This is a genomic window from Vibrio sp. Vb1980, assembly GCF_033338615.1.
GTDB lineage: Bacteria > Pseudomonadota > Gammaproteobacteria > Enterobacterales > Vibrionaceae > Vibrio > Vibrio alginolyticus.
This window is the reverse complement of sequence record NZ_JAWOSZ010000007.1, coordinates 55,533-80,901: the sequence shown is the minus strand read 5'-3', so window position 1 is coordinate 80,901 and position 25,369 is coordinate 55,533. Positions and strand designations below refer to the sequence as shown.

Below are 25,369 nucleotides of genomic sequence, written 5' to 3'. Positions count from 1 at the left end.
ATCAACATTTTCAGTGATCAAAAAACCCATTAAAATATCAATTGCACACCGTTCAATTAAGTGCAATCATTAACACAATCTATGGAGTCCCACTGTAAGATAAATTGAAGGATCAAATAACTCTATGAAAAGTACCTCGACACTCTTAGGATTAACGATTTTTTATGCCATCGTGTTTTTATTTTCTGCGTTGGAACCTAACTCACGCGCAGTTTGGTTTGCGGAGATTATCCCGGCGATTGGTATTCTTGTTGCTATTTGGGCGATTTCGATTCGCTATCAGTTCAGTAATACGGCTTACTTTTTAATGTTCATCTGGCTCTGTTTGCACACTATCGGTGCGAAATATACGTTCTCCGAAGTGCCGTTTGACTGGTTTAACGACATGATTGGTTCAGAGCGAAATAATTTTGATCGCGTTGCGCACTTTTCAATTGGCCTTTACGCATATCCGATCGCTGAATACTTGATAAACAAAAAACGGTTCAACAAAGCGTTCTCTTGCTGGTTTGCTTTGTTTGCTATCATGTCACTTGCTGCTGGCTATGAGATTATCGAATGGTGGTATGCGGAGTTGGCTGGTGGCGATGAGGGAATTGCCTTTCTGGGCTCGCAAGGTGACATATGGGACGCCCAGAAAGATATGTTGTGCGATACCGTTGGTGCAGTGTTGTCGTTATTCTTAATGTCGGCTCAACGTCGATTCTCTCAACCATTCTAAATAAGGGTTAAACCCATCAACAATTGGAACCTGTACGATTTGAGCTACCTCGTATTCGTGCAGGTTTTCTATTTTCTCTTCCACCAATTCATAAAGTTCTCGACGAGTTTTGATCACCAGCAACCATTCGTTGTCAGTACAAATCTCCCCTTTCCACACATAGTGACTTTCAATAGGCATCGTTTGAATACACGCGGCTAATTGAGCATCTAGCAAACCTTTAATGATCTGATCTCGATTTTTTTCATTACTGGTTGTACTTAAAACCATGCAATAGTCATGTTTCATACTCATTTTCTAGCCCTTTATTATTTCATCGTCACTTTGCCGCCAATCATTTTGTAAGCGGGGGTTCCTCTTACTAAAGTGTCTCTTGCAAACTCTTGTCCGCAAGCGGGGCAAATACATGGGGTTTGTGTGAAATCGTCAACAATGCGCTCTTTGAAGCATTTAACCAGTGCGCCTTTCCCGCCTTTACGGTACTTAAATAGTTGAGTTTTACATTTAGAGCAAAAGATATCGACGGTTTTCGTCGGTTGTTTTTTATTCGGTTTCGCCATGGTTACTTTCTATATCCGGTTTGACCCATACATTATTAAAATCAAACCAACCTAAGGCATTACACTTTGCATTTTGTAACGCACCGCTGTGGTCTTTATTCACGCCTAGCCAGCAGTGAAACATAGGAATCACCTGACAGCTTTTTACTAATTGTCGTCCTAGCTCACGCGCAGGAAAGTCTGTGTGCATGCCGGCACGCCATTGATCGACGAGTTTAGCCCATTCACTAAAATCGTAACCTGAACTGAACTTCTCAATATCACTGTAATCCAGGAGCCAGCCCGCCAACGCGTCATTTCGGTTCGTTGCAATGCCCATAGCTTTCATCCAGATATCCACTTCCTCCGGTGCGGGCGGTTGAGAATCATAACGAATAAACTCAACCTCTATACCGTGCGGTTTTAAGAGTGTCTTGATGGCCTTGGCAACTACTGGAAACATCGGATGCTTTTTCTGATACGCTACGGAAATTACCTTATTAGCCTGTGGTACGCTGCCCGCTTCCGCTGGCCTGAGATCAATCCAACCGGGCTTAAGGCCAAAGGCTTGCAATACTCCCAGTTCCATCACTTTATCTTGTGGAACATGCGCGTAAATCTGGTGACTGTTGAGGGTTTGCGAGAGGAACTCTGCCCAACGTGGATCTTTTGCAATCCCAGTGTTTTTGTTTAGTAATAGGAATGTACAGCCAGGGTCCAGCTCGACTTCATCGGATGAACCTTGTTTATCCATCTTCGGCTTTGACAGGCTTGGATAAACCATTGAAGAATAGGCTTCATCGATTACCCACACCTCCACTTGGTCAAGTAAAGGGCGAAAACCAAAGTAGCCATCAAAAGCAGTCAAAATAAGACGCTTATCATCATTCATTTTAACTTGGAACGGCCCTGTCCCTATCGGTTGTCTATCGAAGCTTTCAGAACGCAAAGCACTCGGTAGCAAAATTTTTGCTTGCGACTCACTCAGAGCCAGAGGCAGGTAGCGATCAGGACGGACGAGCTCAATATCAACGGTCCACTCTTGTGGCGAAGACACCCGCTTTATGTGAGAAAACAAGTTCAAGCTATTTAACGCAAGCACACTTTCAAGAACACAACTGGTTGTTAACGGTTCACCGTTATGAAAGCGTACTCCACGACGAAGATAAAAACGCCAATGTGTATCAGAAATTGCTTCCCACGTGTGGGCTAAATCTGGTTGAAGTTGTTCATTTTCATCAAGGCGAGTGAGTCCGCTAAAAATTTGTCTGGCGATGTGTTGTTCAGAACGCCGCATCGGTTTCTGCGGGTTTAACATCGACAATGGTCGATAATAAGGCAAACGCACGACCTGCTCGCCCTGTCGATGCTGAAGCCCTAAATAACCTTGGATAACCTGCGTTAATCGTGCCGCATCGTTATCAAGCGCATCTAGAGCCTGACCGATTTTCCCTTCATCGAGATAACGCCTGGCGAGGTTTTCGCTGACGTCGCTTCGATTACGTTTAAAAACGAGTTTCGAAAGTTTTCCTCGACCCGCTGCCGGATGCCACTCAATCCAGCCCTCTTCTTCAAGTTTATTTAGAACAATACGAGCATTACGACGTGTACAAAACAACGCTTCGGTGATGTCTTCGAGCTGAACGTCCGTATCGTGACCGGAAAATTTTTCAAACAGTGTTTCGAACTGAACACGTAAACGAGGGCTACTCATAAAGAGGAAATTCTTATCTTGTTGTCGATAAGCTAAGTTTCCTCATTTTTACCAAAAAGTGCAAACATCACACTATAAATTATTGAATATCGATACCAATTTCTCGCGAAAGTTCGGCCAGTTGTTCCTCGTTGTCCAGCTTGATAGACCATTTGCACTCTGCTCCATGAGATAAAACAACGTTCGCTCCTCTACCCAGCAACTGAATTGCATCGGTTTGCGCTTGCAAGGTTACCATTGCACTACCGGAGAGCTTAATCACTATTTCACGCTGGGTTGCAATGATTTTTCCTAATGAAAACTCAATCACCATCTTAGTTTATACCGACTTTGTTTTGTGTTGTTTCACAGCGATGGTCAAGCGACTGGTACACACTAAACGGCCTCGCTCATCAGTGATATCGATTTGCCACACTTGCGTTGAAATACCCAGATGAAGCGGTTTTGCCGTACCAATCACATGACCACTTCGCATGGCTCGCACATGGTTCGCGTTAATATCTAAACCGACGCAGTAGCTGCCCTCATCGACAGAGAAGTTTGCAGCTAATGAGCCTAATGTTTCTGCGAGCACGACTGATGCACCACCGTGAAGCATTCCTAAAGGTTGATGAGTAAAGCTGCATACGGGCATGGTTGCTGTAAGGGAGTCGTCAGTGAAATCTGTATATTTAATTTGTAGGTGCTCGATCAGGGTATTTTTTGACGTGGCATTCAGAATCTCTATGCTTACGGGCTTTTTCCATATACTCATTGTTTTACTCTTAGTTTCACAAACTGGTTTGTTAGGTTGTAACGATGTGCTAGGAAGCTAGCATAGACGCTACTTGGGCATAACTTCAAGACGTAACATCTCACCTTCTTTATTAATCAGATGAATAACTTGATCCATGCATCATGTTACTATTTGGGTATATACTATTGCTTCAAAACAAAAAATTAAATGGAGCCTGTTATGAAGGTATGGATGAAAGCCTCTGCTCTTTTAACTATCGCGGGTTTAACAGCGTGTAGCGCATCACCGACGGGTCGCAACCAGATCCTGATGTTTTCAGATCAGGAAATGTCATCGCTTGGCGCTAAATCTTTCGAACAAATGAAGAAAGATATCCCAATCAGCAAAGACCGCAAAACGAATGCCTACGTTCAATGCGTTGCCAAACACATCACTGACACCATTCCCGCTCAATCTGGATTTAAAGACTGGGAAGTCGTTGTTTTTGATAGTGAACAAGTCAATGCGTTTGCTCTACCAGGTGGGAAGATCGGCGTGTATACCGGGCTTTTAGATGTCGCGAAAAACCAAGATCAGTTGGCAACAGTCATTGGTCACGAAGTCGCTCACGTCCTCGCTGACCACAGTAATGAACGTCTCTCACAAAGTCAGTTAGCAAATGCCGGGTTGTCTCTAGCAAACGTTGCCATTGGAGCTTCCGAGTACAAACAGTATCAACAAATGACGATGGCGGCACTTGGTGTCGGTGTTCAATACGGTGTTATCTTGCCATACGGTCGTACTCAGGAATCCGAGGCTGATATTGTCGGGCTGGAATTCATGGCAAAAGCAGGTTTCGACCCACGTCAAAGTGTCGATTTATGGAAAAATATGAGTGCTGCATCAGGTGGTTCTCAACCACCTGAATTCTTCTCAACCCACCCATCGCACAGTACGCGCATTAAAGATTTACAAGCAACCATAAATAAGCTGCCTGCGTATAACGCGAAAGCACCAAGATGTGGCTAATTCATTGCTACTATCGTCTACTATACTTAAGCTTGCCAAATAAAAAAGCTCCCTAGGGAGCTTTTAATGATTCTAATCAAGTGCCCAATATCTGTAGCGGCAAACTTAACAAACTATCTCCGAGAGTGGCAAAATACCAGATGATAGAAACAAAACCTCCGACAGAGACCAAGTACCAAGCCAGTGAGAATAGCTGCCCATAACGGGTTAATGGCAATAAATGGCTTTGATGTCGAGCTCTCCATTCCATCACCACTTCCAACATTCCCATTAACAATAAAAACCCTAGCAACGTCAGACCGAAATAGTAACTGATAAAAATGCCTAATAAAGCGGTCGCAATACTGCCAACTAACCCGACCCAAGTATTCATTGAGAAGGTAATACTTTTGAGCACATGGCCACCATCTAATGGTAAAATAGGCAGCAGATTAAATAGGTTTAGCAAGGCGTTAAACACAGCAAGCCCAGCGAAGATCACCTCACCAGTCATCCAATAAAGCAAAGTAAAAACAATACTAAGTACTAAACCGAAAAATGGTCCCATGATTGAGATAACCACATCCTGCCAGCGCGTGTTTATCTTTTCGTCACTTAGCGCCAAACCACCTAGGAATGGAATCAAATAGATTCCTTTGGTCTTCATTCCAAAATACTTCATCGCTCTAATGTGACCATATTCATGGAAAACCAAACAAGCGATCAACGCTAGCGCGAACTCGATGGAAAATAGCCAAGAATATGCAGCGAGACTTGCAGACGCTAACGCCACTTTAATAACTTTCGCACTTTTAAGTGCTTTCATCCCAAGAGATACGAGGCCTATTACACTTAAACGCTTTTCGGATGGTGGCGTAACTTCTGGCACTTGGCGCTCGATGTCTTTTTCATTTCGACAACCTTCGTTGACGAGCTCACCGTTAATTGTGACCTTGTAACTCAATTCAAACGGTTGCCATGTTAAAGAACACTCTAAATGACAGTTCAGGATTTCCTCACCCGCAGAGAGCTTAAACTGGTGTAGACAAGTCTCTGCGGTATTGTCACTGACATCGATTTGAGACACCAACGTATTATCCCAATATAACTGCTGCCACCCAGCCATCGATCCTTCGAGCCTTAGCGAACGACCTAAAAATTCAACATTCAGTAATTCCAATGCGGTTCCTATTGCGTCTATTGAATAACTACATAGCGAGCGCGAATTATGCCTGTGAAGTGAAGAAACAGCAAAGCGAGCTATCTCTTGATTTGATCGTTATTTAACTATAAAGCTCGCAAAACAATTCTGGTCGTACCATTCTCTTCAAAAATATAACGATAATACATGCCCTTACAAGCCATCGTTTGACCTATGCATCATATTTAAAACGCAAAATACGCTCAAACTTTGACAAGTTATTAAACATACAATTAACATTACATTTACATCACCGTTGTATTTCGCGTATTAACAATTGGTGTAAGTACCACACAACAATTACAAGGACTTCGGTCCAGCATTATGACACCCTAGGAGGGTCAAGGATGAACAAGAAGCACTGCTCTCTGCTTACAATTTCAATATTGTTTGCGTGTAATGCCCACTCAGCGGGCTTCCAGGTAGCTGAACATTCGGCATCTGGTCTTGGTCGAGCATTTTCAGGTGAAGGGGCTGTCGCAGATAATGCCAGCGTCCTTGCTCGTAACCCTGCAGCAATGACACTTTTCAAAGAAGCTCAATTTTCGGGCGCGTTATCTATCATCGACCCTGAAGTCGATGTGTACGACACTGTAAACAATGAACACGCGAAAGATGTCGCCCCTTTACAGATCGTGCCAGCAGGTTATTACATCAGCCCTATCAATGATAACTGGGCTTGGGGTATCGGTATGTTCACAACATACGGTGTTGCTACTGACTATCCAAATGATATTTCCGCAGGTGATATGGCGGGTGACACTTCCCTACTTTCAGTAAACATCAACCCTAATGTCGCTTACCGTATCAACGAGTCTTTCAGTGTCGGTGGTGGTATCAACCTAGTATACGCTGAAGCAGAGCTGACTCGCCACAAAGGCGCACTTGCCGGTATTTTAGGTGGTAATAAGTCCGATAACCTTGTCGGCATGGAAGGTGAAACTTTCGCTTGGGGTTGGAATGTCGGCGCTTTATTTGAGCTAAATGAAAACAACCGTTTTGGCTTTGGCTACCGCTCTAAGGTTGATCTAGATTTTGATGACGGTGAGTTTAGTAGTTACGACTCTGGTCGAGCTTCATCACCAAAAGTTGATGGCCGTTTAAAAATCTCTCTCCCTTCAATTATCGAATTATCGGCTTTCCATCAACTGAATGAACAATGGGCTGTACATTACGGCTGGCAACAAACCGACTGGAGCACATTTAAAGAACTAAAAGCGACCAGTAACGAATGTAATGACGGAGTATGTTTCTTTAAACCTGAGAAATATGAAGACAACAATCGCTACTCCGTTGGTGCAACTTACATACTTAATACAGACTGGACATTCCGTGCAGGCTTTGCGTACGACGAACAAGCAGGTGAAGCGACATTGAGTATCCCTGACAGTGACCGTTTTTGGTACAGCGCGGGCCTAACTTACGCAATGAGTGAGAATTTAACTTTCGATGCAGGCTTTGCACTTGTTAAGAGTAAATCAGGCTCTTTCACTGAGACAAATGCTCTGGGTGAAGAGATTAAGTTTGACTCAGAAGGTACTGCTTACATCAGCGCGGTACAGATGAACTACACCTTCAAATAATGGGATTACGGAGTAAACCAATGAAACACACGTTTAAATTATCAATGCTTTGTTCTGCAATCCTTCTTGCTGGTTGTGGTGATGATACCTCCAGCTCTGGTACTTCCGACAAAGTTCAATTTGAAGATGAAGTCCAAGCATTGCTTGATCGCGAAACATCCATCAGTTTTACGCTTCAAGGAGCGAACGCAGATGTACCGGCACCGTCTTACTTATTAATGGACACAAGCGATGGTACGCTTGGTCTGCCAACTGATGGCGATGATGCTTTAACCAACCCTAGAGCCTCGATGAATACGATGGATGGATGGTCAACGTCTATGCCAATCGTTCTTAACTTCAACGGCGATGGTTTTGCAACGGGCATGTTGCCGTCTGGTGTTAAAGTCATCAAGATTAACCAACGCTTAACCGAGTGGGACGGTAAATCTAACCCAATCGAAGAGGTACTCGTTCAGAATCAGGACTACGTAGTTCAAGCAAAAGGTAACTCTCTATACATCCAGTTCTTGGCTGCACTTGATGAGTCAAGCGAGTACATTTTTGCGGTTACACAAGATGTTACTGACGTGAATGGTGAGCCAATTGGTACATCAGCAAGTTATGCGACTGGTAAATCGAAAGAAATCGTTTATGAAACTGGCGACCTTGCTTCTGTTCAAGCAGTCACTCAGGCGGTTGAAGGCATTTTTGGTCTAGCTCAAGTTAATCCTAACGACATCGTTTACTCCTCATGGTTCAGTACCCAGTCTGTAGGTGATACGTTAGCGGCAGTCAAAGGAGTAACCGCTACTGGTTTTTCTACTGGCGCAAACACACTAAATACCGTTTACAAAAATGACTCAAACGAAGGTTCAGTAGACTTATCAACGGCCTACACAATAACGCTCGGTGAAACCCAAGACTTTAGCACTGCGCTAGACTCTGACGATGACTTTAGTAAATACATTAGCGATCTAGAAGCAGCTAAAACGGCAATTAAAGGCCTTTACATGCAATCAGGTGCCGATGTAAGCGTGACACAAGGTGTGGTAAGACTGCCTCATTACTTGGAAAAAGGCGCAAGCTGGAACATGCAACCAATGGTATCTGCGATGCCAAGCCTAGCGAAGCTAAGCGCAGCATTAGCGGATCCGAACGAGCAAGCAAATATGGTTCAGCAGCTATCAACAGGCGTTTTTGCAAATGATCCTGTTGATGTGACAAAGCTTGTTACAGATCCTACAGAGCAGCTAAAACTTGTTGGAGCTAAGCTTACTCTTACCGATGGTACCCAGCTTGATAGTGAGCGTATTATTACTCGCTACTCGCCTGTTCCCGTAGTGAAATCGGTTGAAGATGTCGAAGTACTGGTCTTCACACCTAAATCTGGCGTCGCGGCAGACGTTGTGATTTATCAACACGGCATCACCTCAGCGAAAGAGAATGCGTACGCGTTCGCGTTCAATATGGTAAAAGCAGGTGTGGCAGTTATCGCTATTGACTTACCTATTCATGGTACGCGCAGCTTAGATGAACAACGTTCCGCAAATGCGAATGTACTGGCTTATCTAAATCTTTCCAACTTAGCCGTTGCGCGTGACAACCTACGTCAAAGTGTTCTGGATGTGTTAGGTTTGCGCGCTAGCTTGGTAGTATCTGCTCAAGGCGGTCTTTTAGCTGGAGGTCCTCTGCAAGGCTTCAACCCAATGACGGGTTCAAAAGTCAAAATGCTAGGTCATTCACTTGGCGGTATTGTAGCTACATCTGCCGTCGCAGCAGCAAACAATACATTGGGCAGCCCTTCTGCGGATGCGCTGTACACCTTTAGTTCTGCATCAGTACAGAACTCTGGTGGACAAATTGGTAATTTGTTACTGGGTTCAGACAATTACGGCCCTCAGATCAAACATAACCTCGCTTATGCAGCATCTAAAGACTATGCGACTTACGCTGATGCATCATGTGCGGATCTAGAAGATAAAACATGTTACGAAGCATTTGAGGCTGCGGCAACGGAAGCTCAAGTAGCAGCGCTAGAAGCAGGTTTCTCACAATTTATCTATGCAGCACAGACTACACTAGACACTGTCGATCCGTTCACAAACGCTTCAGATTTAGTGGCATCTGGTTCGCTAACGACACCATTCTTTATGACAGAAGTGGATGGCGATAGCACAGTACCAAACAGCGTTCCAAATGCACCATTCGCGGGTACTGAACCGCTTGCTAATAAGCTAGGGTTGAAGACTGTGAACAGTACGGACACTGATGTGAATGCAACTGCGAGCTTTGTACAGTTTAATGCTACTGCATCGCACAGTACTTTTGCTTCGCCAAATGGCACTCTGTCTGATATTGATCATCATGTAGAGATGCAGATGGAAAACACTGACTTCTTAATGGATGACGCACTAACAGGTGTCACTAACACTTCTGTTTTGAAGTAATCGCAACGCCCTTCCTACCAAAGCCCAGTTTCTACTGGGCTTTTTCATTTCAATTGTATTCAAACCCACTCATATTTCCTCTGCTATAGTTAAAACGATGTCTTTGCCTAACTCACTTGTTTAAAAGGAAAACTCTATGCGCGTATTGACTGTTATTGCCACTGTATTACTTCTTGCTGCATGCGGAAGTAGCCAATATCTGATGTCGACAAATGAAGGGAAAATTATTACCTCTTACGGTAAACCAGACCTGAACGAGGAAACGGGTATGTACGAGTATGAAGACATGGATGGTAAAGAAATGAGTATTTCAAAAGAGCAAATTGTCCAGATTGTCGAACGTTAACGACAGGCCCTCTGTAAATTAGAGGGCTATGTTCTAGCCACCCTCTCTCTACATTTACCTCTTTTAGGTTTGTAATCGTTGTAGAAATTGACACAACCAATTCATAAACCAAAACAATTAATAGTGTCTTTTATACTTCCGTATTATTTATTTAGCGAATATTTTACATCTTCACCTTAATCAGGTTGGAGTATTGTAAAATCTAATCTTTAATTCGCTAACACCCTTTTATTTCTCAGGATAAAGTGGATAATACCGCCACAAAATAACATTACTAAGGTGAGTCCTTATGTCTATTGAAGCTACTCTGCTTGCGCGCTGCGAGTCAAAATGTGAACTGTGTTCTTCTGAATCTCAACTAACTGCATACGCTGTCCCACCTCACGGTAATGTGACGGTTGATACTGCCATCATGGTTTGTGATAAGTGTCTGGGTGAGATCGATGAGCCAAAAGACATTAACCACTGGCGTTGTCTAAACGAAAGTATGTGGAGCCAGGTTCCTGCTGTACAAGTGACTGCATGGCGCCAACTCACTCGCCTAAACACAGAAAGCTGGGCTCAAGATGCTCTTGACATGATGTACATGGAAGAAGAGCAAATGAACTGGGCAATGAAAGGGATGTCTGCTGACGATAAAACTGTTGACTGTAACGGCACTGAACTTAAGAAAGGTGACGATGTAACAGTAATTAAAGACCTACCAGTAAAAGGCACTAACCAAGTAATCAAACAAGGTACAGTGATTCGTGGCATTAGCCTTGGCGATGATCCAAAGCTAGTTTCGGGTAAGGCAAATGGTGGTCAGTCGATGTACGTGATCGCAGAATACTGCCGCAAGAAGTAATATCGCACTTCAGTCATGTCAAAACGGGGCACCAATGGTGCCCCGTTTTTCTATACAACACTTAATCTACTCTCATGTCTACCTCCTCTAGAGTGTTTCTTTTCTAGGGCGTAGGTTGAGTAGGCATGTTTTACAAATAAAAAAATACCGGCTCATAGGCCGGTATTTCTTACACTATTTCAATATTAACGGTACATACCGATGTCTTTTTGAATATGTGCTGACAAGTCTTCTGCGTAGTAACTGCGTGGCGCAGTGTTATCTACAAATAGAATGTCCAGTAAGTGAGCAATCAGTCCTTTGAAGTTAACCGCGTAGGTTTTCTTATCCATAGAGGTTGGTAAAGCTACATTTGTCATTTGCATTGCTTGTGCCATGATTGCCTCTCTTTAAAAGCAGTAGTCTGTTTAGTTGGTTGTATATTAGTCAGTTTCTTATTGTTTAAGAAATGACAAATTTTACCCATTCAAATTAGAATTTCTAATAAAACAAACTCATTACAAAACTCAAAAATACAAATGAATAATAACGGCATAAATAATCACAATTACTGTAATTACATTGAATAACTGAACATTACCTGCATAATCGCCCCTTAACTCACAACATATATTTAACAATATTTTTCGTTGTTTCTTTTGATTTTTGTGCTTACTTTATATTTTTTGATTAGTAATATTAACGCTAGTTTGACGCTTCGCTTTATTTTTTAGAAGTGATGCCACCACTGCCGATGTCATCACAACAACTAAAAATGTGAGAGACCATGTTGTAGGAATCTCATATTCTGTTCCAACCAATAGCATTTTTACCCCGATAAACATCATGATTACTGATAATGCTGGTTTTAAGTATACAAACTTGTCTAACATTGCTTGAAGAACAAAGTACAGCGATCGCAAACCCAGTAATGCAAATACGTTCGCGGCTAAGACTAAAAATGGCTCTCGTGTTACCGCGAATATAGCTGGTATAGAATCCAACGCAAACATAACGTCCATTACTGCAATGACACCAACAACGATCAGCATCGGTGTTGCCACCCACTTACCAGCTTGCTTTAAGATTAAGTGATTTCCTTGGTAGTCATCTGTAACTGGCAATACCTTTCGAATCAACTGCTCCGGATATGGATTAACCTCTTCTGCTTCGCCTTTGTCGCGAGCTAGCTTAACACCCGTCCAAATAAGGAAAGCAGCAAATAAGTACAATACCCAGTGATACTGTGAAAGTAACTGAGCACCAACCGCAATCATGACAGCGCGTAAAACTAGCGCACCTATCACCCCCCAAAGCAATGCTCTCGGACGCAAGTGCTCCGGCACACTGTATTGTGCAAAGATGATGGCAAACACAAACAAGTTATCAACGCTTAACGACTTCTCTAGTAAGTAACCAGTTAAGAATGAAATCGTTGCTTGGTCGTTCGTATAAGCGCTATGTGGCGCGTAAAAGTCCCAGAATAAATAAATAGAACCTGCAAAAACAAAGGCAAGCAAGAACCAAAAAACACTCCAAACGATGGCTTTTTTCATCGTGATAACGCCACCACGTGTTTGATAGATATCAAGCGTAACAAGAACAAGGGTAAATAAACCAAAAGCACCATACATCGCTAATGATTCTTGAAGAGGCACCGATTGGCTCAATTGGGTGGTATTTTCGATAAGAGACATATTTCCTCCCATGGCGGAAGGACTTCGTTTGGTGACCTTCCGCAGACAATAACAACCAACAGCCACATAACGATTATGTGCTGCTAGTCAATGAATGCGTTGGTCTCGTTGAAGTGTTGATGTGAATAAACCACGTAACACCTTTACTTACCGGATAAGCTGATGCTTAACGAGATGACGATAAATAAACTTGCGCTAACTACTCCCCAAACGTCGACATAATAACGCCGAGCGTCAGGCTTTCCAACAAAAAAACCTTGTCTTATCGAAATAAAATTCTTATCAAAAATCAGGAAGCACTATAAAAAGAAAGAAATGGATTCAACCACCTGAACTTTAGTAAACAGACAAAAAGCAGCAAATGGCTCAAGACAAACTCTTCATTGGTTAGAGCCCTAACGGGGAAGATAGATACAAAAAAGGAGCATTACTGCTCCCTTTTGTAACATCCACATTCTTAGCAATTCAAAAGCCGCTTAGAGGCACAAAGTAGACCAGTGTTGACCAAATTGCGATCCAGGCAACCACGACTGCCGTATCTGCCCAATCTTTATTCCACATACTGCCATCCTCATCAACCCATGTAGTAAGTGGAGAGCAGCAAAATGAATACCAGTATCTATTATCGACGTCGCTTTGTGTAAAGTTTGTGACTTTGATTCAAACAGTTTGGCTCATCGGTCAGGAGTTCAATAAAACAATCAGCCATGGACAAACTGGTCACACGCCCTTCTCCTTTCATCTCCTGCAATGCGTCGTACCCCTCTTTCCCTTTCATCGTATAGGCAGAAGAAGTCCCTCGATACCAAACATCATCTTGAACACCTACCCATTGTTTACCATCAAAAATCACTAATGATTGAACTCTTTCACCTTTTGGGGCATCTGCGTGGTACTCGAAGTTTAAATTGTAAGTGTACGGATAACTGCCAGATCCAGTGCCTTCTACGCCATTGTTGAGTGCATTATTTATCGCGCCTTCAAGTGCACGGCGAATAGCGCTGCCTTTTACATCGTAAAAGCCGATAGGAACGGCAAAAGGCAACAGCCGTCCGGCAATGTCTGCCACTGTAATGTTGCCAGGGTTCAAAGAGGTTCGCACGCCACCCGCATTATGAATTGCAAATTGAACGTTATATCCACGTTTGTTTAAACAGTGCAGAAATGATCGGGCAACGGAGGAAGCCAACTCACTCTCACCAAATTCATCGGGAATTCTCACATGACGCTTTTTGGTGTCAACACTAGCAATGACTTGTGACTGTAACTGCCTGACCTGAGGAATATATTTATCGCTCAGGATCGCTTGAGTTTCCGGGTGTTTCTTACAAACCACGACATTCGGTTGACCATGGATGAAGTCGCACGCGGTTTCGAATACACCTTGGTCGAGCTGTTGGTTTAGCGTCGAGTCCCAAAAAATACGTCGACCCAGCAACAGTTCATTTTGTCCACTCAACATCGTTGCTTTACCGTGTTCATCAAACTCAATGACACAGTGCCCCATTGTCAAAGCATGGAAACCCGCTTGCACCACATAGGTATCATTAATTTTGATACCGTAGGGATCGTCTTGTCCTAACCCTATTGATGAAAAATCACCTTGCAACCGGTGGCTGTGTCCACCAACAATTATTCCAATACCTGCAACTTGCTCAGCTAACTCTAAATCACCTTCATAACCTAAGTGGCTCAGAAGAATAATATTTTTTATACCTGATGAATGGATTTGTTTTACGGTCGCCTTGGCGGTTTCAATTGCTGAGTGAAAAGGCGTGTCTGCATCAGGGTTTGCGATGTCGCTCATTTTATCTATGGATAATCCGAAAATCGCGACCCGCTCACCATGGAATTCTTTAACAATGTATTGAGCGCTCTGTGTATCCGGTTGGTAACTATATACATCCTTGCAATCACTGATACGGTGAGGTTTTTTAAGTGATTCATTGGATAAATCCCAGTTGCCAGCAAGCAATGGGAACTGAGTACGTTGGCAAAACAATGCAACTGGCTCATTCCCCATATCTAATTCATGGTTACCTAACGCCATTGCATCAATCTTTAATGCGTTCAATAAGTCGGCATTGGCTTTGCCTTTAAATAGTGAGAAATACAGCGTGCCTTGGAAGCAATCTCCGGCATGGAGGAACAACATCCCATGACCTTGGCGCTGAGCATCATCTCTTAACTGCTCGACTCTGGTTGCGATACGAGAAAAGCCGCCAGCACTGACATAGGGTTCTAGCGTGAGTTCATTGTTTATCTTAAGCTTTAACTGTAATGACGTTGGTTCAAAGTAGGAATGTGTGTCATTGATGTGTGCCAGTTTGATTCTCACTGGCTTATGATTGTTATTCATCTTCATCTTCTCTTTTTTCATTCCTTATAATAATAAGAAGTGAATCATGACAGAATCATGAATTTTATGAAACTGCGATTTAGGATTTCATGTTTAAGTGATCACGATGCTGTCCCCCAGCTTTGAAAGCAAGCCTCGCTTGTAACGGTCTCTATTCAGTAAGAGGCTCTCGTAATTTTGTGAACTGAGCTTAACTCAAAAATTCCGAATTCATATATGCTTAGGAGTAGCAAAATAACTCTCGATAATTCAAATAATTGCAAGGAGGATTGAGATGAGACTAGAACGCATCGAAATCTCCGGGTTTAGAGGCATCAAACGCCTTTCACTCTCTTTTGACGAACTCACCACGCTTATCGGTGAAAACACGTGGGGCAAATCATCATTGCTCGATGCCCTTTCCATCGCACTACCTGCCAATGGCTCATTGTATCAATTCAAACTGAAAGATTTTCACGTTGACTACTCAATTTCTCATCCACAAACACAACACTTACAGATCATTGTTTGTTTTAAAGCACAGGATAAAAACGAAGTAAAAGCGGGACGCTACAGACGCATAAAGCCTACATGGTGCACCAACGAAGATGGTGAGCAAGTCATTTACTATCGTATTAGTGCGTCTCGCGATGAGCACGGCATTAATACAAAGTACGCGTTTTTGGATCATAACGGCAAACCCAAAAAACTTCACCACTCAGAGAAACTCGCTATTGAGTTAATGACACTTCATCCTGTAATCCGACTACGTGACTCCCGACGCTTCCCAGATTTAAACCATGTCAACGGCGATGGTAAAAATGCTCGGATTGAAAAACGAATCAACAACACCTGTCGACGCTTATTGGCTATGCCTGGCCATGTGAATAAAGGTGAGATTCGTAGTAGCCTCGACTCAATGCAAACGCTTGTTGAACACTATTTCGCGTTCAGAAGTGTCAGTAAAGGCAACCCACGTAAACCTCGTGATGGTCTTTTCTATACAAGCCCTTCCTCTGATAAAGGCTTGAGTCAGTTCTTGAAAGAAACCAATGACAAACAAAGCCGCTTGCTTTTAATGGGGTTACTCAATGCCTATCTTCAAGCTAAGGGTCCCACCGATTTAAGGCGCTGTGCGAGACCAATACTGATCATTGAAGATCCAGAAGGTCGACTGCATCCAACTCATCTAGCGAGAGCGTGGTCCTTATTGCAATTGTTGCCAATGCAAAAGATATTAACCACCAACAGTGGCACGTTACTTGGTTCTGTTCCACTGTATTCAATCCGACGTTTAATTCGGTTATCAGACAGAACCATCGCTAAGAGTTTAAACTCAACAAAGTTTGGTCGAGACGAGTTGCGCCGAATTGGTTTCCATATTCGTTTTCATCGTTCAGGAGCATTATTTGCGCGGTGCTGGTTACTTGTTGAGGGCGAAACCGAAGTTTGGCTTTTTCATGAACTGGCTCGTCAATGCGGGTATGACTTGGCTGCCGAAGGGGTTCAAATCGTTGAGTTTGCTCAATCAGGTCTAAAATCACTCATCAAAGTAGCAAAAGAGTTTGGTATTGATTGGCATGTCGTTACTGATGGCGACCCAGCAGGGAAAAAGTACGCGCATGCAGTGCGAGCACAGCTCGACCATGATCAGGAAAGGCATCGACTTACGGAGTTACCCGACCGAGACATCGAGCACTTTCTGTACAACAATGGTTTTGAACTTTTCTTTAAGGACATCATCAAAGTTCCTCATGACCACCCTATCCCTGCTAAAAAAGTCGTAAATCGTGTTTTGAAAAAACATGCAAAACCGGACTTAGCTTTGGCTATTGTTTCTCATTGTGAAGAGAAAGGCATGGAGTGTATTCCTGTTCTTCTGCGCTGGACACTTAAACGCGTTGTTACCATGGCCAACGGCAATACATGAGTTAGGCGTATTTCACACTCAGCGTATTGTCTTGTAATACAAAAAAAGCACACCAATTTGGTGTGCTTGTATCAAACATCATTAATTTTGATTAAGGGTATTGAGAGGGATAAAACTCAATACACAGTGGATACCAATAAGATCGGGGGTTCACTACTGTGCTTGCTCAGCAAGCGAAGAAGAAGTAGCGGTTGATTTCGTATGCAACCATAGCCCTGTCGCTTTCATTAGATAGCCAAACACACCACCTAGCAACAACGATGGAATGACAAGTTGCCAGTTTCCGTCAGCCGCAAATGTTGCGCATGAACCAATAAAAGTACCAGGGATGTACGCGAGCCAAGCCTGTTTAGCTTGAATACACATGAAGAATGCCACAATAGCGGTAATCACATAGCCAATAATTTCCAACCCCACGTAAGTGGAACCGTGAATAATTACCATTGCCCAGAATACGCCTGTCATATTGGTGATTAAGCTGATGCCTAGTCCTTTCAATCCGCTCGTTGGCGCTGCAAAGTAGCTCGTGCAACCTAAAAAACCAGCCCAAGAAAGCAAACCTAAAGAGATGGCGATCCAACCCCATACGCCAGATAAAATTCCAGTAGTAATAGAAATAGCTAAAAGTGTCGTCATGGTAGTCATACCTACTCGGCTATTATCGTACCTATATGGTTCAATAACTGCCTTCATACATTGAAATCAAGGACACATGTTAGATACATCAGCTCAGCTTATCGGTGATATTGATCACAATAAGATATTATTATTTTCACAATTTACATTAAAAGTTTGACGCAACCGATAAATCAACAGATTTAGGGAATAAACCAACTCATCTCGTAGGCATATTTAATCAACCTTTAAAGAACTGAAGGCTTCCCTTTCATCATTCGCAGCCCCTCTCTTTTAATGCAGTCGACTAATGGGTTTTCTGCCATATCTGAACGCCATATAAATGAAAGCGTCCTTTCCATTTTTAACTCAGGTACATTTAATGCCACAAGGTGACCTGCTTCTATATATCGCTCTACATCTAAATACGGTAAGCAAGTAAGGTACTGACCATTAGCAACTAAACTACGTAACACCGGAACGTGTTCGTACTCGCGCCACACATCCAAATCTTCAATAAGGTGGTGAATAGAACTATCAAATGTTTTTCGTGTGCCAGAGCCATGCTCTCTTAGTACCCACTTCGCTTGCTCTAACTGCGCAAGGCTAACAGACTGATTACGCGCAAAAGGATGATGAGAAGCTGCGACAACAGTAAGATGATCACGACACCATACTTCTTGGTGTAAACGGTTATCATCACAGCGCCCTTCAATAATCCCTAAGTCATACTTGTAATCTAATACCCCATCAATCACCCCTTTTGTACTTTGTACACCGAGAGAAATACGCATTTCTGGAAAGTCATTATCAATGATACTGATAAGGTCGGGAACTAAGTGCTCTGCTGGGGTTTGACTCGCTCCCATACGAATCTCACCACTCAATAAATGTTGCTCATAGAAGCCCATTTCAATCTGCAATGCATCTTGTAGCAAGCGTTTTGCTTTTGGTCGTAACCACATCCCCCAATGGGTTAACGCCATTTGCTTGCCTTGCCTCTCAAACAACGGCCTGCCAAGCATCTTCTCTAATTGCGCAAGCGACATGCTCGTCGCTGATTGTGTCAAAGCCAATTTTTCTGCGGCTTGGCTTACACTGCCGGTATCTGCAACTGCGTCGAAAACCGCTAATTGCTTAAGTGAGTAGCGCAAAGTGTCCTCCATTATTAGTGGGTATTTCCCAATTCCCACAATTGTTAAAGCATGCCCCAATAAGCAATAGAGTTCATTTTACCTAGCCCCGTAAAGTTATCAATTAATTTGATGAGGTTTCTAAATATTATCAATTTTACCTTACTAACCGCTCTCCCTATTCTGAGTACGCGGTTCGGGAACACCGCAAGCCTCAATGGTTTTGAAACCGAAGTCATTGAGGCTCTTAATAAAAACAACAATTTCATTTTTGAGTTAATAACCAAGGATTTTTTATGCGATTACAAATTAAGGAGTCAATATGGCGGTGACCAGTTCTCAAAATCACCAGTATTTTTCTCCAAAAGAGATGATGGTTGAAGCGGAAAAATTTGCGTTAAGTAAGGCAAACAAAACCAGCAGTATGACATTAAGCCTCGCCATTATGGCCGGCGCGTTCATCGGGTTAGCATTCTTGTTTTACATCACGGTGACCACCGGTAGTACGGGCGCTGGTTGGGGCTTGAGCCGCCTAGCTGGTGGACTCGCATTTAGCATGGGATTGATCCTCATAGTGATCTGCGGTGGTGAATTATTTACCAGCTCCGTCCTATCCAGTATTTCTTGGGCCAATAAGCAAATATCGTTCGGTAAGATGCTTTCGATCTGGGGCAAAGTTTACGTTGGTAACTTTATTGGTGCGATGTTCCTACTTGCGCTGGTTACTGCTGCTGGTCTTTATCAGATGGATGGCGGTCAATGGGGATTAAATGCGCTTAACATCGCACAACACAAACTTCACCACACTCTCATTCAAGCGTTTGCACTCGGTATTCTCTGTAACCTGTTGGTCTGCCTAGCGATTTGGCTGACATTTAGTTCTGCAAATGCAATGACAAAAGCAGCAATGACAATTTTGCCTGTGGCAATGTTTGTCAGCAGCGGTTTTGAGCACTGTGTTGCGAACATGTTTATGGTTCCACTTGGTATTGTTATCGCGAATTTTGCACCTGAATCTTTTTGGGCATCTGTCGGTGTGCCCGCGTCACAATACACAGACCTAAACATTAGCCACTTTATTACCGCTAACTTAATTCCTGTCACGCTTGGCAACATCGTCGGCGGAGCGGTATTAGTTGGCCTTTCAAACTGGTGTATTTTTCGCCGACCAGAACTAAAAGCAGCGAATATTTCTTCTATCACTACAACTACAACACTGTCGTCAGTTAAGGATTTCACCATGAAAAATGCCTCTTTTGTTAAAGACATTATGAACCCAAAACCAGTCACCATTCGTGCAGAAACGCCAATTGCAGCCGCGCTGGATGTGTTACTTGATAACAACGTAACTAGCGCACCTGTTGTAGACGTACAAAATCGATTAGTTGGCTTCTTCTCTGCTCACGATGTGATGGTAGAACTATGGTGTGAGGACTACATTCCGGTGAAAGACCAAAAAGTCGTCGACATCATGAGCAGAGATGTGGTCGCAATTGACGCTGATGATCGCCTCGTTGATGTTGTGGAATTCCTATGTATCGATAAAGAGCAGTTGTACCCAGCGAGCAGTATGGGTATTGCCACTCGCTTGACGTCTTTGTCTCTCGAAGAACGCGCTAAAAGTATCAAAGTAAGTAAGCCACAAGTGCTTCCTGTGCTTGAAAATGGGCAGATGGTCGGGGTGGTTACTCGTACTGAAGTATTAAAAGCACTACGCCCGATTTTTGGTGAGCGTTTAAACTTAGTGGAAAAAAGTGAGTTAGAAACAGCGTAATTCGCTAAACATTTACAACGTCTATTGGCTTTCAATCGCTATCACTGACTGGTTTATCGATGTTAGTGATGTGATTAAGATAATAAAAAAGCGCTCTTCAAGTGAAGAGCGCTTTTAGTGTATCTAAAAGGAACTAATTACTTCTTAATACCTTCGATATGAAGTTCCATATCGACGTAGCTTGAAGCACCCATTACTGGGATGTCAAAGTCAGCAAGCTCTAGGCGAGTGTTGCCAACAAAACCAGCGCGCTCGCCGCCCCATGGGTCACTGCCAGCGCCAACGAATTCAGCCTCAATAGTAATAGGCTTAGTAACACCGTGTAGCGTTAGATCACCAGTTACATCTAGTTTGCCATTGCCTTTATCAACCACTTTTGTGCTCGTAAAGGTTGCTTCACTGTATTTACCAGCATCGATGAAGTCACCACTACGAATGTGTTTGTCACGTTCAGCATGGTTTGAATCTAGGCTGGTTGTATCAACAACAACATTTACTTTTGAGTCAGCAATGTTGTTTTCATCAAAAGAAAAGTCACCAGAAAATGTATTGAAACGACCTTTGATGAAACTGTAACCCAAGTGGCTAACTTTAAAGTTGATTGAAGCGTGAGCACCTTTGGTATCGATGACATAATCTGCAGCTTGCGCACCAAATGGCAGTGCCATAGCGATAGCTAATCCTGTAGCGAAAAGTGACTTTTTCATTTTGAAGCTCCTAACATTTTTCTTAATGTGTTGTCTTTATCGATAAAGTGGTGTTTTAGTGCAGCAATAGCATGTAAGCCTGCAATCAGGATGACTGCCCAAGCTGCATAGAAGTGAATCTCACCTGCAATATCTGATTGGCCTGGGAATAACTCTCCCGCTCCTGGCACGGTGAACCAATTAAACACTTCGATGCCGCGTCCATCAGACGTTGAAATGAGGTAACCTGAAACAAAGATGGTGATCAATAGTAGGTACATGACACCATGCGCTGCTTTAGCAGCAAGCACTTCGTAACGTTTGCCTTCTACCTTTGGTGACGCCGTCACATGTTTCCATACGATGCGTGCCAAAGTTAAAATAGCGAGTAAAATACCGACAGAGCGATGGTAATGCGGCGCAGTTCGATACCATTCGCTGTAATAGCTAAGGTCGACCATCCACAAACCCACTGCAAATAGACCAATAATGCACAGCGCTGATAACCAATGCATCACGCGTGCAGTAAGGTTGTAATTCTTTACCAGTGTATCCATCTCAAGTTCCTAGATATATTCCTAAGTTAATGCTGAGCAAGAAACACTACATTAACCTATTTACGTCATATGAAACAGATTATTTACCATCATTTACATCCAGCCAATGGTACCGTATCTATCAAGTTGTTCGAATTTTTTGAAGGAACTTTAAATCGTTTGTAAAACTGAAACTTACAGCTTAACTTCTTGTTCTATCTCATACAGCTCTTCGGAAACTTCTAACATTCTGCGTTCAACCAGTAACTTAGCATCTTCAACACCCTTGTTATAATAAATTGGCCCTAGTTTTTCTGTAATAAAATCAATTAGAAACTCACTATCGAACTGGCCAATTTCAACATCTAGCTCGTCTTGCATGTAATCTTGAATGGCGGTGGCCAACGCCTCTTTTTGTGCGCGTTCTAGCTTTATCATTTTTTCCCTTTCAAATTTTTGTTCAACTTCTGCTTCTTTCGTGTTGCTCTATTAAAGATTAGACACGGTCATTTGTGAGAAATTTGGTGTTTAGATCAAGAAGTTGCCGAAGTAAATTAGTCTATTCTCAAAAGACTATGCTAACCTTTTGCAGTTCGTTTTGTAATTATTAAGGGATATTCTTTGCTACTCGACCTAGTTATTCAAAGTGTTAATGATTTTCAAGACGACTGTCTTAAGCTGTGTGAAAAGCATTACCCTGCGGTGCATAACCAAGGCATGAGTGAGCATCATCTTGGTCTCGCGTTTTCAAGAAGGATGGAACATACTTTTCGTCACTTTGGATACAACTGCGTGATAAAGCCAATCGAAGTGTTGGATTCTCCAGACCTTCCCCATCACTATCGAATTTCATCCGACATTGGCACTGTCTGGGTTCTGAGTCACCATATGGTCAGTGCCGGAAAATCTTGCCGGGAAAACTTACTCTCATCAATTACGGAATGGCAGAGTGAATATGGTTATGCCTTACAGCCTAATGACCTACTCTTTTTGGTTTGCGATCATTGGATAAGTCGCAGCAAAACGAGCCGAGAATTGCTTCATTGGTGGATGGGTGAACTACCCGATCAGATCAACGAATACACAGAACAAGGAATCACACTGTACACCAGCGAGTCGCAACTCACGCAATCTTTGGACACTCGATTCGGTATTAGCCCTTGTTACATTAAGTTTGGGCATCCTTTACGGCGTTCGAACAAACAGCAGTTAGTCAGAAAATATTTGCAGTTGTATGCCGTACTGCAATGGTAGCATCAAATTGAAGTGCTGAGATTATCAATTATTTCATCAATTTGTTTGATATCACTCGACAAAACTACCCATCCATTACCATCGTTCTTGCTTGAGTTAATGAGCACACTTAGATTCATTGCCAATGAAATAGAAAAATTAGCGCGATAACGCTGATGTTGAGACATTGATTTAGGTTGTGGTAACAATTATGAACATCTCGCAACTACTTAGTTGCATCCGGAAAGAAGCCGACGGGCAGTATATTGCGAAATACGCGAACTTCACTCTCCGCAGTGTCTTTCAACCCATATATAAGAACGATATTTCCATCGTTGGCCTTGAAGCACTGGTAAGAATTAGCAATGCCAATGGCACCATGGTTAGGCCAGATCAGTTTTTCCAATCCAAAGCGACTCCCACTCAAGATTTGCTCAATGTTGAACGCTTAAGTCGCCTAATCCATATCAAAAATTTCTCTCAGTCTCGCTTTCACACAAAACAATTGTTTCTCAATGTATTACCGGTAGCGGCAGAGATACTAGTCAAAGACATCACTTATAACCGACTGCTAAAACAAACCATTTATGAATCGCATTTGATGAATGAACAAATCGTCATGGAGTTACTTGAATTGAAGGTGGAGGATGAACTCTCCTTGTCTCAAGCTGCTCGGGAGTTAAGTCTTGAAGGATTTAAATTAGCGATTGACGATTATGGCGTCAATGCATCGACAACTGAGCGAGTGAGAAGCGTTTGCCCAGATATAATCAAGATGGATCGCTCTTTATTGCTAAGGTATGAAAACGGTGATTTTAAAGCGCTTAACGATGCATTATCACTCGCAAAAGCGTTATGCTCTAAAACCGTTATCGAAGGAATTGAAACCGAGCATCAACTTCGCTTAATGAAAAAGCTCGGTTTCGATATGTATCAAGGGTACCTACTTGCTATCCCCCAAACGTTAGACGTCTATGAAGAGGCAAAAACAGCCTGATTATGTAAGAACAAAAATTTGCGCGGTTTAGCGAGAGCTACGTGATTTACCACGATTCTTATGAATCGCCAATTTTGCTTTTAGCTTACGCTTCTCAGATGAACGACTACGACGGCGCCCACCCCCATTTTGTTCAGGCTCAACTTCTTCTACAAGACTTGGTTCGAAACCTGCCAGCCATTCTTGGGGTAAGCGTTGATCAAGCAGGTTCTCGATAGCTTGCAACAAGTACTCCTCATCTCTACTCATCAGAGAAACCGCCAAACCTGACTTTCCTGCTCTTCCAGTGCGGCCAATTCGATGGACATAATCTTCTGCTTTGAATGGCATATCAAAGTTCACGACTTGTTCTAGCTCTTGAATGTCTAACCCTCGTGCTGCCACATCGGTTGCAATCAAAGCACGTACCTTACCTTGTTTAAATTCATCCAAAGCTCTTTGGCGGGCACCTTGTGATTTATCACCGTTGATAGAAACCGCTTTGATGCCATCTAACTTGAGCTCTTTCGCTAACTCATCACTGCCTTGCTTCGTTTTTGTAAATACAAGCACTTGCTGCCAATTCCGCGAGCCAATTAAGTACGCTAGCAATTCACGTTTCCGTTTTTTATCCACTGGATAAACCATTTGTGTTACCGTTTCAGCAGTCGTATTTGCTGGTGAAACTTCGACTTCAACTGGCGATTCCATGAGTTTATACGCAATAGTTTTGATTCGCTTCTCAAATGTCGCAGAGAACAATAGGATCTGTTTCTCAGCAGGCAAACGTCGGAAGATGCGCTGCAAGTCAGGCCAAAATCCCATATCTAACATACGGTCGGCTTCGTCTAACACGAGCATATCGGTTTTAGAGATGTTTACGTTACCATTAAACAGGTGATCCAAAAGGCGGCCTGGCGTGGCAATCAAAATATCAGCGCCCTCTTCTAACTTTCTCTTTTGTACGCCAATGCTTGTACCACCATAAACACACACGATGCGAAGTTCTGTTTCTGCCGAGTACTGATTCAAATTATCAAATACCTGCTGTGCAAGCTCGCGTGTTGGAACCAAAATCAATGCTTGAGGTGTGCCGTTAAGTTTCTTTTGCTGAACGGTTTGTATGATAGGTAAACCAAACGCAGCCGTTTTTCCCGTACCAGTTTGTGCAGCAGCAAGTAAGTTTTTTCCTGCAAGGACGTGTGGAATTGACTTTTCTTGCACTGGTGTTGGCGTCACGATATTTAGATTGCCTAGCCTCTCGATTAGCTTTTGTTCGATGCCTAAATCAGCAAAATTAACAGACATGTGTAACCTCATTATTTTTGGAGCGCAGAGTTTACCAGAGCCCCTAAAGCCATACTACTTT

Annotated in this window: 25 protein-coding genes; 10 read left to right on the top strand and 15 right to left on the bottom strand. The window is 42.9% G+C overall.

Translation table 11 applies throughout. The features are described 5' to 3' along the window. Positions 1 to 124 precede the first annotated feature (124 nt). On the top strand, positions 125 to 721 hold the full coding sequence (locus tag R7F64_RS12955; RefSeq protein ID WP_005376330.1) for a DUF2238 domain-containing protein: 597 nt from the start codon (positions 125 to 127) through the stop codon (positions 719 to 721). Here R7F64_RS12955 and cutA read toward each other — a convergent pair. The 5 genes from cutA to R7F64_RS12930 all read right to left on the bottom strand — a co-directional run bounded on the left by cutA (position 683) and on the right by R7F64_RS12930 (position 3,728). After that, positions 683 to 1,015, bottom strand: a complete 333-nt coding sequence (gene cutA, locus R7F64_RS12950) for a divalent-cation tolerance protein CutA (protein WP_005376332.1) — start codon at positions 1,013 to 1,015, stop codon at positions 683 to 685. The two genes, R7F64_RS12955 and cutA, sit on opposite strands and share 39 nt — an antisense overlap. 14 nt (positions 1,016 to 1,029) lie before the next feature. Beyond that, positions 1,030 to 1,281 carry a hypothetical protein gene (locus tag R7F64_RS12945; protein WP_005376334.1) on the bottom strand — a complete coding sequence of 84 codons (252 nt, stop codon included), beginning with the start codon at positions 1,279 to 1,281 and terminating at the stop codon, positions 1,030 to 1,032. Next, positions 1,265 to 2,974: an SgrR family transcriptional regulator gene (locus tag R7F64_RS12940; protein ID WP_047101146.1), complete on the bottom strand. Its 1,710-nt coding sequence runs from the start codon at positions 2,972 to 2,974 to the stop codon at positions 1,265 to 1,267. The genes R7F64_RS12945 and R7F64_RS12940 overlap by 17 nt, the downstream gene beginning before the upstream one ends. A 79-nt stretch (positions 2,975 to 3,053) precedes the next feature. Further along, the gene (locus R7F64_RS12935) at positions 3,054 to 3,287 is read right to left on the bottom strand and encodes a DUF3389 domain-containing protein (RefSeq protein WP_005376338.1); all 234 of its coding nucleotides are present in this window, start codon (positions 3,285 to 3,287) and stop codon (positions 3,054 to 3,056) included. A 6-nt stretch (positions 3,288 to 3,293) separates the two neighbouring features. Then, positions 3,294 to 3,728 carry a hotdog fold thioesterase gene (locus tag R7F64_RS12930; protein ID WP_005376340.1) on the bottom strand — a complete coding sequence of 145 codons (435 nt, stop codon included), beginning with the start codon at positions 3,726 to 3,728 and terminating at the stop codon, positions 3,294 to 3,296. A 201-nt stretch (positions 3,729 to 3,929) separates the two neighbouring features. On the opposite strand from R7F64_RS12930, the gene R7F64_RS12925 reads away from it, so the two are divergent. Next, complete coding sequence (locus tag R7F64_RS12925) at positions 3,930 to 4,718, top strand: M48 family metallopeptidase (RefSeq protein WP_017634168.1); 789 nt, start codon at positions 3,930 to 3,932, stop codon at positions 4,716 to 4,718. A 76-nt stretch (positions 4,719 to 4,794) separates the two neighbouring features. Here R7F64_RS12925 and R7F64_RS12920 read toward each other — a convergent pair whose 3' ends face one another. Next, complete coding sequence (locus R7F64_RS12920; RefSeq protein ID WP_054575995.1) at positions 4,795 to 5,823, bottom strand: site-2 protease family protein; 1,029 nt, start codon at positions 5,821 to 5,823, stop codon at positions 4,795 to 4,797. A 422-nt stretch (positions 5,824 to 6,245) separates the two neighbouring features. Between R7F64_RS12920 and R7F64_RS12915 the strand changes: the two genes are divergently transcribed. From R7F64_RS12915 to R7F64_RS12900, 4 genes are all read left to right on the top strand, one after another. After that, positions 6,246 to 7,481 carry an outer membrane protein transport protein gene (locus R7F64_RS12915; RefSeq protein WP_017821929.1) on the top strand — a complete coding sequence of 412 codons (1,236 nt, stop codon included), beginning with the start codon at positions 6,246 to 6,248 and terminating at the stop codon, positions 7,479 to 7,481. A gap of 20 nt (positions 7,482 to 7,501) precedes the next feature. Next, a complete protein-coding gene (locus R7F64_RS12910; RefSeq protein WP_318071759.1) occupies positions 7,502 to 9,910 on the top strand; it encodes a VolA/Pla-1 family phospholipase in 2,409 nt (802 codons plus the stop codon). A 136-nt stretch (positions 9,911 to 10,046) separates the two neighbouring features. Continuing rightward, positions 10,047 to 10,256, top strand: a complete 210-nt coding sequence (locus R7F64_RS12905; RefSeq protein ID WP_005376349.1) for a YgdI/YgdR family lipoprotein — start codon at positions 10,047 to 10,049, stop codon at positions 10,254 to 10,256. A 289-nt stretch (positions 10,257 to 10,545) separates the two neighbouring features. After that, entirely contained in the window at positions 10,546 to 11,103 is a 558-nt protein-coding gene (locus tag R7F64_RS12900) for a PhnA domain-containing protein (RefSeq protein ID WP_005376350.1), read from the top strand. A 185-nt stretch (positions 11,104 to 11,288) separates the two neighbouring features. On the opposite strand, the gene R7F64_RS12895 is transcribed toward R7F64_RS12900, so the two are convergent. From R7F64_RS12895 to R7F64_RS12885, 3 genes are all read right to left on the bottom strand, one after another. Beyond that, positions 11,289 to 11,480, bottom strand: coding sequence for a hypothetical protein (locus R7F64_RS12895; RefSeq protein WP_005376351.1), 192 nt, complete (start codon positions 11,478 to 11,480; stop codon positions 11,289 to 11,291). A gap of 279 nt (positions 11,481 to 11,759) precedes the next feature. Continuing rightward, positions 11,760 to 12,779, bottom strand: a complete 1,020-nt coding sequence (locus R7F64_RS12890; RefSeq protein ID WP_318071758.1) for a TerC family protein — start codon at positions 12,777 to 12,779, stop codon at positions 11,760 to 11,762. Between the two features lie 622 nt (positions 12,780 to 13,401). After that, the gene (locus R7F64_RS12885; RefSeq protein ID WP_025767787.1) at positions 13,402 to 15,144 is read right to left on the bottom strand and encodes a bifunctional metallophosphatase/5'-nucleotidase; all 1,743 of its coding nucleotides are present in this window, start codon (positions 15,142 to 15,144) and stop codon (positions 13,402 to 13,404) included. A 268-nt stretch (positions 15,145 to 15,412) separates the two neighbouring features. On the opposite strand from R7F64_RS12885, the gene R7F64_RS12880 reads away from it, so the two are divergent. Then, the gene (locus R7F64_RS12880; protein WP_017634174.1) at positions 15,413 to 17,047 is read left to right on the top strand and encodes an ATP-dependent endonuclease; all 1,635 of its coding nucleotides are present in this window, start codon (positions 15,413 to 15,415) and stop codon (positions 17,045 to 17,047) included. A 153-nt stretch (positions 17,048 to 17,200) separates the two neighbouring features. On the opposite strand, the gene R7F64_RS12875 is transcribed toward R7F64_RS12880, so the two are convergent. After that, positions 17,201 to 17,683 carry a DUF1097 domain-containing protein gene (locus tag R7F64_RS12875; RefSeq protein ID WP_017634175.1) on the bottom strand — a complete coding sequence of 161 codons (483 nt, stop codon included), beginning with the start codon at positions 17,681 to 17,683 and terminating at the stop codon, positions 17,201 to 17,203. 227 nt (positions 17,684 to 17,910) lie between these two features. After that, on the bottom strand, positions 17,911 to 18,816 hold the full coding sequence (locus R7F64_RS12870) for a LysR substrate-binding domain-containing protein (RefSeq protein ID WP_005376369.1): 906 nt from the start codon (positions 18,814 to 18,816) through the stop codon (positions 17,911 to 17,913). A 301-nt stretch (positions 18,817 to 19,117) separates the two neighbouring features. Here R7F64_RS12870 and focA point away from each other — a divergent pair, with 301 nt between their 5' ends. Beyond that, positions 19,118 to 20,569, top strand: coding sequence for a formate transporter FocA (gene focA / locus R7F64_RS12865; RefSeq protein WP_025767788.1), 1,452 nt, complete (start codon positions 19,118 to 19,120; stop codon positions 20,567 to 20,569). A gap of 137 nt (positions 20,570 to 20,706) precedes the next feature. On the opposite strand, the gene R7F64_RS12860 is transcribed toward focA, so the two are convergent. The 3 genes from R7F64_RS12860 to R7F64_RS12850 form a co-directional block, all read right to left on the bottom strand. Continuing rightward, positions 20,707 to 21,276 (bottom strand): YceI family protein, encoded by a 570-nt coding sequence (locus tag R7F64_RS12860; RefSeq protein WP_017634178.1) that lies wholly within the window; start codon positions 21,274 to 21,276, stop codon positions 20,707 to 20,709. Then, positions 21,273 to 21,812, bottom strand: coding sequence for a cytochrome b (locus R7F64_RS12855; RefSeq protein WP_025767789.1), 540 nt, complete (start codon positions 21,810 to 21,812; stop codon positions 21,273 to 21,275). The genes R7F64_RS12860 and R7F64_RS12855 overlap by 4 nt, the downstream gene beginning before the upstream one ends. A 174-nt stretch (positions 21,813 to 21,986) precedes the next feature. After that, positions 21,987 to 22,229 carry a DUF2164 domain-containing protein gene (locus R7F64_RS12850; RefSeq protein ID WP_005390155.1) on the bottom strand — a complete coding sequence of 81 codons (243 nt, stop codon included), beginning with the start codon at positions 22,227 to 22,229 and terminating at the stop codon, positions 21,987 to 21,989. 183 nt (positions 22,230 to 22,412) lie between these two features. On the opposite strand from R7F64_RS12850, the gene R7F64_RS12845 reads away from it, so the two are divergent. Beyond that, positions 22,413 to 23,045 carry a hypothetical protein gene (locus R7F64_RS12845; protein WP_005376385.1) on the top strand — a complete coding sequence of 211 codons (633 nt, stop codon included), beginning with the start codon at positions 22,413 to 22,415 and terminating at the stop codon, positions 23,043 to 23,045. 187 nt (positions 23,046 to 23,232) lie between these two features. Further along, positions 23,233 to 24,021, top strand: coding sequence for an EAL domain-containing protein (locus R7F64_RS12840; protein ID WP_025767790.1), 789 nt, complete (start codon positions 23,233 to 23,235; stop codon positions 24,019 to 24,021). A 27-nt stretch (positions 24,022 to 24,048) separates the two neighbouring features. Here R7F64_RS12840 and R7F64_RS12835 read toward each other — a convergent pair whose 3' ends face one another. Further along, positions 24,049 to 25,308, bottom strand: a complete 1,260-nt coding sequence (locus R7F64_RS12835; RefSeq protein WP_318071757.1) for a DEAD/DEAH box helicase — start codon at positions 25,306 to 25,308, stop codon at positions 24,049 to 24,051. Between the last annotated feature and the right edge of the window lie 61 nt (positions 25,309 to 25,369).